This is a genomic window from Paenibacillus hamazuiensis (assembly GCF_023276405.1).
Lineage (GTDB): Bacteria > Bacillota > Bacilli > Paenibacillales > NBRC-103111 > Paenibacillus_AF > Paenibacillus_AF hamazuiensis.
Genome location: NZ_JALRMO010000001.1, coordinates 6,368,849 through 6,382,118 on the forward strand (window position 1 = coordinate 6,368,849; position 13,270 = coordinate 6,382,118).

General features: G+C 41.9%; 9 protein-coding genes. 2 read left to right on the top strand and 7 right to left on the bottom strand.

The window, feature by feature from the left end; genetic code table 11:
- Positions 1-38 precede the first annotated feature (38 nt).
- The 3 genes from MYS68_RS27700 to MYS68_RS27710 are packed head-to-tail and all read right to left on the bottom strand — an operon-like array spanning position 39 to position 3,109.
- A complete protein-coding gene (locus MYS68_RS27700) occupies positions 39-854 on the bottom strand; it encodes a carbohydrate ABC transporter permease (RefSeq protein ID WP_248928923.1) in 816 nt (271 codons plus the stop codon).
- Entirely contained in the window at positions 851-1,732 is an 882-nt protein-coding gene (locus MYS68_RS27705) for a carbohydrate ABC transporter permease (RefSeq protein ID WP_248928924.1), read from the bottom strand. The genes MYS68_RS27700 and MYS68_RS27705 overlap by 4 nt, the downstream gene beginning before the upstream one ends.
- A gap of 57 nt (positions 1,733-1,789) precedes the next feature.
- Positions 1,790-3,109, bottom strand: a complete 1,320-nt coding sequence (locus MYS68_RS27710) for an ABC transporter substrate-binding protein (protein ID WP_248928925.1) — start codon at positions 3,107-3,109, stop codon at positions 1,790-1,792.
- Positions 3,110-3,369: 260 nt separating this feature from the next.
- On the opposite strand from MYS68_RS27710, the gene MYS68_RS38950 reads away from it, so the two are divergent.
- Complete coding sequence (locus MYS68_RS38950; RefSeq protein ID WP_338043678.1) at positions 3,370-3,531, top strand: cupin domain-containing protein; 162 nt, start codon at positions 3,370-3,372, stop codon at positions 3,529-3,531.
- 975 nt (positions 3,532-4,506) lie between these two features.
- On the opposite strand, the gene MYS68_RS27715 is transcribed toward MYS68_RS38950, so the two are convergent.
- The gene (locus MYS68_RS27715) at positions 4,507-5,673 is read right to left on the bottom strand and encodes a serine hydrolase domain-containing protein (RefSeq protein ID WP_248928926.1); all 1,167 of its coding nucleotides are present in this window, start codon (positions 5,671-5,673) and stop codon (positions 4,507-4,509) included.
- Between the two features lie 172 nt (positions 5,674-5,845).
- Here MYS68_RS27715 and MYS68_RS27720 point away from each other — a divergent pair, with 172 nt between their 5' ends.
- The gene (locus MYS68_RS27720) at positions 5,846-6,289 is read left to right on the top strand and encodes an Lrp/AsnC family transcriptional regulator (protein ID WP_248928927.1); all 444 of its coding nucleotides are present in this window, start codon (positions 5,846-5,848) and stop codon (positions 6,287-6,289) included.
- 250 nt (positions 6,290-6,539) lie between these two features.
- Here the strand turns inward: MYS68_RS27720 and MYS68_RS27725 are convergent, their stop codons facing one another.
- The 3 genes from MYS68_RS27725 to MYS68_RS27735 all read right to left on the bottom strand — a co-directional run bounded on the left by MYS68_RS27725 (position 6,540) and on the right by MYS68_RS27735 (position 13,168).
- Positions 6,540-7,739 (bottom strand): MFS transporter, encoded by a 1,200-nt coding sequence (locus MYS68_RS27725; protein ID WP_248928928.1) that lies wholly within the window; start codon positions 7,737-7,739, stop codon positions 6,540-6,542.
- Between the two features lie 1,684 nt (positions 7,740-9,423).
- On the bottom strand, positions 9,424-11,205 hold the full coding sequence (locus tag MYS68_RS27730; RefSeq protein ID WP_248928929.1) for a UvrD-helicase domain-containing protein: 1,782 nt from the start codon (positions 11,203-11,205) through the stop codon (positions 9,424-9,426).
- Positions 11,198-13,168, bottom strand: coding sequence for an ATP-dependent nuclease (locus tag MYS68_RS27735; RefSeq protein WP_248928930.1), 1,971 nt, complete (start codon positions 13,166-13,168; stop codon positions 11,198-11,200). Before MYS68_RS27735 ends, MYS68_RS27730 begins: the two co-directional genes overlap by 8 nt.
- Between the last annotated feature and the right edge of the window lie 102 nt (positions 13,169-13,270).

Below are 13,270 nucleotides of genomic sequence, written 5' to 3' on the forward strand. Positions count from 1 at the left end.
TCGAAACAACGACAGCTTCCCCATTTTAGCATTCATTTTTATCCCTTGACAGCCCCAGCCGCCATTCCATTTACAACATACTTTTGCGCTACTAAAGCAATGACCAATACCGGTAACGTGATGATCGTGGCTGCCGCCATCAATCCCCCCCAGTTGACTTCAGCATAAGACAGAAAGTTAAAGACGGCAATCGGCAGCGTTTTTGTTTTCTCTCCAGAAAGAATAATAGAAAACATGAAATTGTTCCACGAAAAGATAATACACATTAAAGATGAAGTAATGATCCCCGGACCGGAGATGGGTATAACTAGCTGCAAGAATACTTTTATTTTACTGCAGCCATCAATAAACCCTGCTTCTTCAATTTCTAGCGGCAAGGATTCAAAGAACGGAATCATGATCCAAATAATGAATGGAAGCCCGACTAGCATATGACTTAAGATTAGAGCTGCATAAGTATCAATCATTTCCAATTTGTTGAATATCACGAACCAAGGAATAAGAAAGGTGATACCTGGTACGATCCTAGCGATTAAGATCGTTAGTCCTATTCCTTGCATCTTATACCTTGCAATGCCGTAAGCCCCCGATACTCCAAGAACTAATGCAAACAGTGTTGACCCTAGAGCAACCACAAAGCTGTTCACAATATATTTCATGAAATCATACTGGGTAAATACTGCCGAATAGTTTTGCAAAGTTGGGGTAAATTTAAAAAATCGGTCAGCTGCTTGTATATCCACTTGGGTCTTGAAGGAAGACAACACCATCCAAATAAACGGAAATGAAAATAGTAACAAGATCAATCCAGTCATTCCCGATAAAAGAAGTTTCGAAGCTACTCCTTTCTTCATGATATACCTCCTAGACGCTTGCGTACGAACATGAACAACAAAGTCAAAGACATTACGATAATAAAGAAGATGACTAGCAATGATGAAGCCGAACCTAGTTTAAAGTATTGAAAGGCCATCACATAGCCATATATGTTCAGAGTTTCAGAAGATGACCCAGGCCCGCCCTGAGTAGTTGAATAGATGATGTCAAACGTTTTTAACACATCGATTAAACGAAGCATGACCGCAACCAGGATCGTAGGCTGTAACATAGGTAGCGTGATATACCAAAGCTTTTGCCACCCAGTAGCTCCATCTACATCGGCTGATTCGTAGGGATCTTTCGGTATTGTGGTCAGCCCTGCCATTGTAATCAAAGTGATCATAGGTGTCCATTCCCAAACGTCAATAATGACAAGAGATGGGATGACCTGCTTTACAGAGCCGAGCCAATCCATTGGACGAATCCCGACTAATTGAACTAGATGATTTAAAACTCCACCTGTAGGCTCATAGATGAGAATCCATACTAGGCCCATAGCAACTGGTGTAGCAACCATCGGCAATAAAAAAACTGTTTTTGCGAAGCTTTTGCCGATAAAGTCCCTATGTAGCAACAAAGCGATTCCCACACCCAATATCATTTGCAGCAAGAGGGCGTATACCATGAATTGGAAAGTGTGCCAAACTGACTTCCAAAAGCGGACATCAACCATGAGTTGATAATAATTCTCCAACCCTACCCACCTTGGAGGAGTGCTAGCCGACATACTCCATTCAAAAAAACTAATTCTAACTGTATAAATGATCGGGAAAACCATCATAAGAAGCACGAACAAAAGAGCCGGTAATGTCATAACCCATTTAAAGTTTTTGTCTAACCATGATGCTGACATGCGCACACCTCTTTCAGATAAAAGAAGGGGCTTAACAGCCCCTTTCGAAACTGTGATTTATTTTGATTTATCCTTGTCAATAATGGCCTGGAAGTCTTTATTAGCCTTGTCTGCCGCTGCTTGTATATCTTCACCCATAATATATTTGATCACAATATCACCAATTGCATCTCTGGCTTCCCCAACACTAACAATTTGAGGGCGGTCGTATCCTACCCCGATATTCTTCGATTCTTTAATCACAGAGACAAGCTCAGGAGGGAAGCTAGATACCGCTTCCGGATTATTCCATACTGAATCTCTTACGCCCGGAACACCCGTTTTTTGCGTTCTTAACGTCATTTCCTTGCTTGTAGCCCATTTGATAAATTCCCAAGCGCCATCTTTATTTGTAGATTTCGGGTTTAGGCTAATTCCCCATGCCGTAATATTATAAGGTTTCGACCCGGCGCTTCCTGCCGGAAATAATGCATATCCCACCTGATCAGCAACCTTTGATTTTTCCTTATCTATAGCGTTTTGGTAAATGGAGCTTGCATCCGTGAAAAATGCAGCTTTCCCTTGTGCAAATAGACCCATAGCTTGAGGCCACGACATATTCATTACACCAGGAGGGCCATAATTTTTTAACCATCCTCCGTAATATTTAAACGCCTTAATTGCCTCTGGGGAATTTACAACGGCTTTGTCGCCTTTCGTAAAATCCCCTCCCTCTGAGAATAAGAAAGAGGAAGCTTGGGCCACTAATAACGCGCGCTGGCCCCTTGCGACAAACCCATACACTCCATTATCTGGGTCATGCAGCTTCTTAATGGCATTTTCCAACTCATCCAAGGTTTTCGGTACGGATAGTCCGGCTTTTGCCAATAAATCTTTGCGGTAATATAACACTTCCTGATCGGAAATGACGGGAATCGCCATGATCTTATTATTTACAATGGTCCCAGCTACAGCGGACTTTGAAAAATCGTTAAAATCATAGGAAGTGTCTTTCTTTACATATTCGTCCAACGGCTCTAGCCAATCGTTCTTTGCGTAGAGTCTCGCCTCCTGTAGCGGACGGATCATGAACACATCTGGAGTAGCCGCTTTTGATGTCAACTGTACCGAGTTTTTTTGAGAAAGCTGATCGTCCGCGAAGCTTTGTATATCTACTTTCATTCCAGTCTTGTTCTCGAATTCCGGCAGGTAGGACTTAATCAACTCCACCCAAGGGTGGTTAGCCATAAATACAGTCAGCTTTTTATTTTGAAACGGTTTGCCTGTTCCTGCTACCTCGTTGCTCTTGCTAGTTCCACTGTTTGAACAAGCGGCCAACATACTTATGCATAGCACTGCACTAGCACTAATTTTTAATGCCTTCCGTGTTTTTTCCATACAATTACTACCCCTCTCCTTTAATGTAGTTTCATTATAAGATCGGGAAATACCAACTTATATAGAAACATCTTAGTCAAAAGGATAAGATCTTAGTTAATTGAAATCAACTATGGCCTCCATAGAAGCATCTTCCAAATCACTGGATTCAAGAAAATCAATTAACGCTTGTGGTACAGACCGATGACCGACTATAGAGTCAAATCCCACTCCAGCCTAAACTTGAACTCTTATTTTCTACTGAAACTCAAACTTATGAACTGACACGAAGACAGGGATTTCTATATGGTCCCGGCCTCAGGCAAAATTATGAATCAGATTCTTATGAGCCTTGGAATAATCGCTGGGTTCACTTCTTCGGGGTTCGTCTTGAGGAACTGCTGAACGGTATAGGAATTGGCTATCCGTGGTTATTTGGTTAGGTCCAATTTATCTCCCATTGAGACTCTACTGGAAACTTTACTGCACTTAGGACGGAATTATCTAGGTTGATGGCAAACATCGTGTTGCTTCAACGTTAAGAGCTTTTGACAACCTTGCAATCGACGGCGACTCAAATCAATGTTCCTGCCAATCAATCAGCCGACAAGAAACGTGCCGCGGCTAACTACGTTCGTTCACATAGCAATGACCGCTCACTCTTGAGCAAGCGGCTGCTATTTCCGGCTACAGTACCATTATTTCAGTCGTAAGTTCAGCCAAACGCTCGGGATCTCTTTTCCCGAATTTTTATTGGAATCGCGGCTGCCGCATCCAAACGCCTGTTGGTTACTACAAATCTATCCGGCAAACAAATCGCAATGGAGGAAAGCTTCCCCAAACCAGCTATTTCAGCGCGTGCTTTCGCCGTCTTAAAGGCATGACTCCCTTACAATTTCGAAACATTCAAATGATCAATTCAGTCTAATATTCTGAAAGGGTAAACTCCAGTTAATTAAATAATAGACTCCCCAGCCGTTTTATCGTCTTGGGCGTCTAACACTTTATTTTTTCAGTCCAGTACTTTACTTTCTTCATTTCCTATTATCAGCCAGCTAAGATCTGATTTAAACACATTATGTATGGATAGTATTGTATCTAAAGATGGATTGTTGTCCGAAGAAAATATAGTTTTGGACTGGATTTGTTGAATCTACGCGGAAGTCTGAATTGCAAAACCGTTAGGCTCCGAAAAATAAGTATTAGACTGACTTCAATATAAAACCAGCCGCAGCCTTGGACCGGAAAAATAAAGTCCTAGACTGCTGCAGGTTTATTGCTATCGTTCTCCGTTTAGTTGAACGACGGATTGTATTGCATGGTAAATTTTCATCTCAAATTTACTTAGTTAGTGTAATCTGATATCCATCTAGGGTTTGCATACTCCGATTATTTGTTCAAGATAACGTTCTTACTCTTTACTTAACTCCTCGAATACCCTTGTAGACAGATTCGCACAGCTCCGTTGTAAACCTGCCTGACATTCCTTCAAGCGCCGTATTGGTGAACGCTACAACACTAAGCTCCTCTCTCGGATCAACAAACCAGGAGTGACCATAGGTGCCGCCCATCCGCCACGTTCCCGGCGATTCCGGTGTATTGGCATCCGCTGGGTTTTTAAGCAGCGTAAAACCAAGCCCAAAGCCTCTCCCCGGCCAATAGGGCATCACAAGGTTACCAATTTGATTGGTTGTCATTTCCGTAACAAGAGCCTCCGGCAGAATCGGATTTCCTCCCTGCCGCAAAGTTTCCAGCAGTTTAAGAAAGTCTCCTGCGCTGCCAATCATGCCGGCTCCCCCGGAAGGATAAGCTGTCTTATCGGTAAACCTGTTGGGTGAAAGGAGGAATCCTGCCGTCCCCTCCACGAAAGGAACGGTATCAAAATCGTGCAAGCGCCGGGGCTCTCCAGCGCTGTCTGCGTAAGCCGTGGTCAATCTGTCCGTGTCCACGGCCTTGAAATCCGTGTCCATCATGGAAAGCGGATGAGTTACAAGCACCCGTACAGCTTCACTAAGCGGCATTCCAGTAACCTTTTCGATGACCGCTCCGAGCACGTCTGTTGCTATGGAATACCTCCACATTTTCCCCGGCTCATATAGAAGCGGGACAGAAGCGAGTCTTTGCAGATTCTCTTCAAGTGTAATTCCCGCCAGATCCATGCCGTCCGATACCCCGGCAAGCTCATAAGTTCCCTTTTCTGCCTGGAAGAAACGGTAGGTTAAGCCGGCGGTATGCGTCATCAGATGGTGAACGGTCATGGAGGCATACTGTCCGTTTGGCAGTTTGGGACGAAAGGCGGGCAACCATTTTTCCACCAGATCGTTTAACTGCAATCTCCCTTGCGAAATTAATACTAAGGCTGCCGTTGACACGACCGGCTTGGTTACCGAAGCATATCTGAACAAAGCATTTTCCTGCATCGGCCGTTTCTGCTCGCGGTCGGCCCAACCAGCAGGCCTGCTGTAAACGAGGTTTCCGCCTAATGCAATTTGGACGACGGTACCCACGATCCTTTTCTCCTCAAGTGTGCGGTCAATTACCTCATTGACGCTTTTATGCACCAATTCCAGATCTATATTTATCATGTTTCTCATCCTCTCCTGCTGTAATTTACTTGATTATTTATAGCAAGTGTGTTTATTATATAAATAATTTCTGCCGCCTTACATAAAACAAACAAGTTAGATAAAGAAATTTTCGATGATTCTAAAGGTATTTAAAATAAATAACTTTTAAATTAAAGGGGGGCGATTTTTCTTGGACGAAATCGATAAAAGCATCCTGCTACATTTGCAGAACCAGGCGAGATTATCAATGACAGATTTAGGAAAGCTGGTGGGACTGTCTCAGCCAGCCGTAACTGAACGTGTGAAACGCATGGAAGAAAAGGGTGTTATCGAGGAATACCGAACCGTCATTTCTTCGCAAAAAGTGGGTAAGCAATGCACAGCCTATATGCTTGTTCGGACCCGGAATTGCTATCCTTTCCTTGATTTTTGTCGTTCATCACCGGAGGTCACGGAATGTTATCGGATAAGCGGAGAGCATAATTATTTATTGAAGGTCCTCACGGAAACAACCCAGGAGCTGGAGGAGTTTGAAAACCGGTGCGATCAATACGGAACCTATACGACTCTGATCGTAATGTCTTCACCGATCGCTTATAAAAATCTCATTGGAGAAACGAATTTGCTCGCATAAGATGTAATTCTATAATCCCAAAAAATGAATCCGCCTTGCAGGAAGCCACTGAAAAAGTTGCGTTTTTCCCGTAACGCATTGATTTTTTAGTTTGATGTTAAAGAATAACAACGAAAAGACCGTTTAAAGCCTTCTCAAGGCTAAAAACGGTCTTTTTGCATCTTTGAAAAACGTTGTCAGGACTTTTTCAGTGGCCTCCCTTGCAGCGGATTCATTTTTTTGCTTATGTTACACATACTCGTGGATTTCTTTAGGAAGGAAAACCATGCTTTTTAGCTAGCCAAGCTGCAAGCAAGGAGGGAAGCAGCAGGATGATTAATGAGCCCGGAAGGAATCCGGCTCCAAGCAGTTCGAGAAGAAACCCGCCGATAATGCCTCCTCCGCCGATTGCCACATTCCACGCGGTGACCAGCATCGATTGGGCTATATCTGCGCTTTTTCCCCCAGCTTGTGCTATTGCTGTTTGCAGTAAAGTGGCTGCCCCGCCAAACGTAAGCCCCCACGCCGTAACACCAAGAATGATGATTGCAGGTTGATCCATTCCGATTCCCAAGGCTGCAGAAGCCAGAGCAAATCCCGTGATGCTGATTAAAACCAGCATTCTTAGAAAACGGTCAATCAGCATGCCTATCACCCAAATGCCGACAACCGAGGTAATTCCAAAAATAAGAAGAACCAAATCCACTCGCTGAGCAAACGCGGTTTCCGCAAGATACGGTGCAATATAGGTGTACAAAATATTATGAGCTAGTACCCATGCCAAAACGACGAACAGAATCGGCCGTACACCGGGAATCAGGAAAACCTTGTGAAAAGGGAGCTGATCACCGGCAGGCTCACCGGCATAATCCGGCACCTTCCAGAGCACCCAGCCAATAAGGGCTGCAGTCAGTAATGATACAACTCCGAAAATGAGACGCCACCCTGTATATGTGCCGAAAAAAGTGCCAAGCGGAACGCCCAGCGCCAATGCTAGCGGGGTGCCAACCATGGCTACTGCCATCGCTCTTCCTTTCAGCGAATCAGGCACCATGCGCCGCGCATAACCGGCCGTCATCCCCCATAGAACACCTGCCGAGACACCTGCGAAGAAACGCGCGACAAGCGTCAGCACATAAACGGAAGATAACGCGGTGATGGTGTTAAATACAAGAAAGCCGATGATGCATAGCAGAAGAAGCGGCCGGCGCCTCCACCCGCGGGTAGCCGTTGTCAAAGGAATGGCGGCAAGAAGAGATCCAACCGCATAAAGAGTGACCAATTGTCCGGCAAGAGCTTCTGTGACCCCAAGATCCTGTGCAATTTGCGGCAGTAATCCAGCAGGCAGGCTTTCCGTAAGAATGCAGATGAATCCCGCCATGGCTAAGGCCAGCAGCCCGACCCACGGTAGACGTTTGGAAGACGACACATTTGTACCGCCTTTTCTTATAAGAGCAGTGTTTGAGTTCACGAAAAAATCTCCTTTATTTATATTTTTGCCGCTTAAAAAAGCTTTCGCTTCCGTATAAGCTTATATAAATAAAACACTTTTTTACATGGATGATTAAAGGAGGATGAAGTGAATTAAGAGGAAAATACTTATATTTTCATAGAAATTCCATGATTTTAAAGGCAAAAAAGGCAGCATCGTCAGATGCCGCCTAATGATAAATCGTAATCGACGAGCTTTTGACGTGCGGTGGAGATCCAGCTGCCGCTGCGGCCGCTCTGGCAATCTGGAAATAATGGAGTCGTGAAGCTGAATGAATGTAAATACGGTAGTTTTTCTTACCCTAAATTAAAAATAGGCGCTACCTTATTGCGCCTAACAGTAGTCATTATTATTTTTCGCGAACCAGCTATCCTGCCCGGTCGTATAGCTTAATGCCGTTCCCAGTCTAATACTATATTTTCTCAGTCTAAAACTTAATTTTCACGGTCTAATACTTTATTTTTCAGTCTATTACTTTATTATCTTATTACAGTATCGCCATTCCAATCCATCCCAACCCACTCAACCCCCTGTTTTGACTAGTTTTCTCACTTTTCCCCTTCAATTCGCCGAGAACTTGAGTAAATTAAAGTCGTATCGGGAAATGAAGGGGAGCGACGGGGATCGGGGTTAGGGGGAGCTTGGGAAATGTAATTTAAAGTCGTATTGAAGGGCAGAAAAAGGACAGGGACAAGATCGGGTAAAAGGGTCAGGAATAGCCTGGGTAAAAGCCTGAGCAAATGCCTGAGTAGACTCACTCCAACGGTTGAGAAGCCCTGAAACGCCGGATAAAAGCCTCTGAGATATGATTCGAGAAAAACACTGCTTTCTCCTTCCTTTCCCCAATCTCCCGCCCCCTGACCAACAAGAAAAGCCGAGCAGATGTCAGGAAATAATCCTGGATCTGCTCGACTCTGAAACGACTTTTAATTGCTCAGTACGAGTTTAATTTGCTGGTGAACGACTTTATTTGCGAACAATACAAAGTTGTAGCCCTAAAAAAAACATTGTCCTCTCATGTCACCTCTCTCCATCCCCTGCAATCCCTTGCCACGCCTGGGTTTATAGGCAATTTGAGGACGAATCGAGAAAAAGCCTGATGTAAAAAAGGTTGTCCAGAAAAGCAGGGGAAAAGAAAGGGGAACTTACAGGGATTAGGATGAAACCCGAGCAAATTTGATGTAAAAAAGGTTGACCGAAAATGTAGAGAAAAGATGTGAGTAAAAAAAGGGATGCTTTCGCTTCCTTCCTTATCTCCAACTGCCGAAAACCACGTCATTCCTGAATTTCTCCAATATTATTATTCGGCGATACCTCTGCCGTTCCCTGCTTGAAATGCAAAAAAGGATCGGGGAGCTACCGGACAATTTCATCCAGCATTCCCCAATCCTTGGACAATCCTTTTTACATCAAGACAATGCTTTTTACATCAGGACAAAGTTTTTTTCATGGTGACAACGAAGAGCAGGGCTTTAAGGCAGAGGGTCTTGGGGTGCCTGACCACATACCTTCTCGATAGTGCTCCAAAAAAAAATCAAAGATTAATTTAGCCTAAAATCTAATGTATAGGCACGAACATGTTTCCCTAAAGCAACGGAAAGTTCTGCCGCTTGTTTATCAAGCTCCTCTTTTACCTATTCAATTCCACATTCCTTCAAAATAATCAAACAAGAACGGGAACAGTAGTTATTTCGATGAGATTTATTGCTTTCAATTTTTCTTTAGTATCTTTCTCTAACGGTGGGCAAGCTACACACAACAAATCCTTTGCTCGACTCAATGCCACGTATTGAATTCGGGTATCATCTTTATTTGATTCGATGTCAGGATTGATAAGTCTTTGTACCTCTTCAGTATCCGAAAGGTACAACAGAACCGATTCAAATTCCATACCCTTTGCCTTATGAATTGTTCGTATTTCTGATGTTCTCTCTTCTGGCAATGTGAGGTTATCCATAAGCACCTTTATGGATGTTGATTCGGAAAAATCTTTGATTTTCCCCTTAGTGATCTTCTTTATACCGTATCCCCTTGCTTTTAAAAACTCAAGCAAGGAATTATACAAATTATACAAGGATTGATCAATGAATTCCTGTAGCTTGACGACCAAAAACTCAAGCAAATCTACAGCCATACTCCTCTTCATGATAGGACTGATATATTGATTAGCCTGAAAAGGCTCCTTTAACATTCCTTCTCTGTTTGTTTTAAGAGACCTTATTATTTCCTTAACTCCAGCATCTTGTCGAGTATCCTTGACCAATTTATAAGCGGTTATCAGGCTCTTTAAAAAACGTTCTCTGTCTGGATCAGCCTCATTAAAGCTTAACCAGACATCAAACACTTCTGCATTACGAAGTTTTTTAACTGTGTCATTGTTTCGAGTCAAGACGCAGTAATCTCCAACAAGTCCTAATTTATTTCTCAATTCGTGAAAACATGTCAGGATCTTATCAGAGGTATCAACGTATTCGTAAAAATAAACATCAATCGAACTGTTATTTCTAATCGCACTTTGCTTGAGTTGATCGCCGCTTCTAATATGGTTGAGGAAATCTACAATTTTACTGCCACATCTTCTATTGTTCTCAATTGAATAATTTTTTTGATCTGGGAGAGAAAATGATATAAAATCCTGACGAGAAGCTCCTTGAAATTCATAGATCGACTGAGCAGGATCGCCAATAACCCCAATGACAGATCCAGCGTTACCTAACGATTTGATGATTTCTGCCTGGATAGGGTTCGTATCCTGAAACTCATCTAAAAATACATACGGGAACTTCGAACTTAAATGATTAAGAAGTAAAGGGTAATCTTTCAGGATCCTATATGAGAAGTAGAGCACATCTTCGTGATGGATCACTCCTTCCCTCCAAAATAAATGTTTATATAAAGGAAGGTGCTCTGCCCTAATGAAGTATTTTCCGATCCTCAACAAATAAGCTTCTCTCGGTTGTAATATCAAATCACCATTTTCAAGTTTCCATTCAAGGCTTTCTAAGCATTTTTTTATCTTTACTTTGTCGGTCAAATATCCATTGTTCGCTTCTTGTTGCCACGTAAATAATTTACCTTTTGTAGCTATATTCTCATCATGACCGTCCAACTCTTCGACGTTAACCAACATGTTTCCAGCATCATCTTTTAATAGATAAACATATGGTTTAACAATATTCGCATAGAGAAAACTATGTATCGTGGATACTTCTACTTTACCTTGGTCAACCCCCAAACGTTTTTGTATTTCTTCTCCTGCCACAGTCGTATATGTAATGCAGGCAATCTTTGATGTGGATGCGAGATTGTTTGCGTTTTGAAGAACTCTCTTGATATGCCCGACAAGCCAATGAGTTTTCCCAGCACCAGGACCAGCAATTACTTTAAAATGTTTTGAAATCTCCGAAATACCTTCGTCGGAAGTAATAACCTTAATATCATCCATTGTGCTCCTCCGTCGGAGAGGTTTTGTAGCACACCCAATCAAGTGCTTCTTGAATATGCTTTGGGACACTTATGAAGGCAGATTTATTTTCTTGTAACTTGCTTGCCAGTTGAAATGCAAGCCCACCTTTTTGTTTTTGTGCAAAAATAAGGAAACTCGAAGCAAATTTAGCTCGTTCTTTTTCTTCTTCTGTCCAACTGCTCGCTCGTAATTCATCCACTTCGATAATCGCGACTTCTTTCGTAAAAAGAAGGTCATTACTTGGGTTTTCCAACGCCAAGTCATATTCAAATGTTTTTCCTTTATCTTTTTTGAAAAATACTCCAACATTCGAGCAAGTATTTTTTTGTTTCAAAAGATTTCGCAAAGCACCTGATATTGGCATATAATTAAAGGCTTCATTATTACTGTACAATTCGAAAGGCCAGCATCCTTTCCAATTTCTCCGCTTCCCCTTTTCTTTTTTCTTTAATATTTTTGCTGGATCGGAATCGATAATACAGCTTACTCTCTTACCTAAAGCATACTTGCTCCTGTCGGTATTAACACCTGCACCATACAGTTTAATAAAGTGTTTAAAAGTCAATGCATCAACTCGCACAAGAGAAACATGATGCTTGTCCAAGTCACAGCTAACTTTTTGAGCTAAAACGGGAAGCAAAATCAGTTCAGCCATTCCTTCCACTAACAATACAGATTTTGAAAACAACATAGCTGATTTTGTGGCATCCAAAAATCTTTCAACATATTTTTTAGACTCTTGATCTTCCTTGCTCTCTGAAAAAACTCTATTGGGATACTTCGCATAAACCTCCCCTCCCTTTTCCTTTTCCAAGCATATGATCGGTTCTAACCCGACTGCTGATGTAATTTGAGTTGAATGAGTTGTAATAAAAATTTGCCTACTGAAACTTTGACTCTCAACTTCTTCTTTCAGAAACCTCAGAAAATTATATTGAAGGGCTGGATGAAGATGTGCTTCTGGTTCTTCGACTAATAAAATCGGAAACGTCTTTGCATTTTCACCGTATTCTACAGACGTTATCATTTTGAACTTTGATAAAATCAACGAAATATAGATGAGATTGTTATAACCCATTCCATTGTTAATAACTGGGATTTCAATTCCTGTTTGATCTTTGATAATAAGTCGCAGGGCAGATAACACATCAGTTTCTTGTAAGTTACCGTCTAAAGCGGGTACACCACCAACCGATGCACCTGTCTTCTCGGCGAACTCCAAAAACTCCTTCTGGTTTACCCGCCCAATCAAAACTTCAACCAATAACTTAGCATGCTGATTAAATTTGTCGTTATTTGCTGTTTCATTTTGATCAGTAGAATTGTTGGTTTGCATCCATTTATCCTTGAAGTGTACAAGCAATTGTTTCAACAACGCATTCTTACCCGTGAACATGTTACTCTCTACATCTCGAAGAGCATCCAATGATTCGCAATGGATTTTATCCAGGTACTCAGGTTCAGCACGATTTTTATTAACTATATTTCCACCGTAAATCCGAGTCACATATCTTTTCAGATATTTCTCCAACAATGCCCAACGTTCTTTTGGAGTTGATAGTTCTGCACATTCTTGAAGGTATAGTTGTTGATCTTGTTCTGGAAGGGAATACTTATAAGTCAACTCTGCTTCCCAAGGCGTTTCCAATTTTGTAAGCCAACTTGCAACAATAGCTTTATCATCCATAGTATCTGTGTTAGAAGATTTTAGTGTTGCGGTGATTGTTATCTCTGGTGGGATTGATACATCAAGACTTTTATTGAAGTCATCTATTGTAGGCGTTTTTGTGCTTGCTCTTTTAAAAAGAAATTCCAATGCTTTGATTACTGTAGTTTTTCCTGCATTATTACTGCCGATTAATACATTTAATCCTTCATTGAATTCAACGGTGAAATCCTGAAAGCACCTAAAATTCTGGACTGTTAATTTAGAAATATACAAAAGCTCTCCCCCCTCTGATCTTGGCCTTCTTAGGTACTCTCTATAATTCGACTTTGCACAATCAAATTCGATCACATAAGCTTAATATATCTTAAATATTCG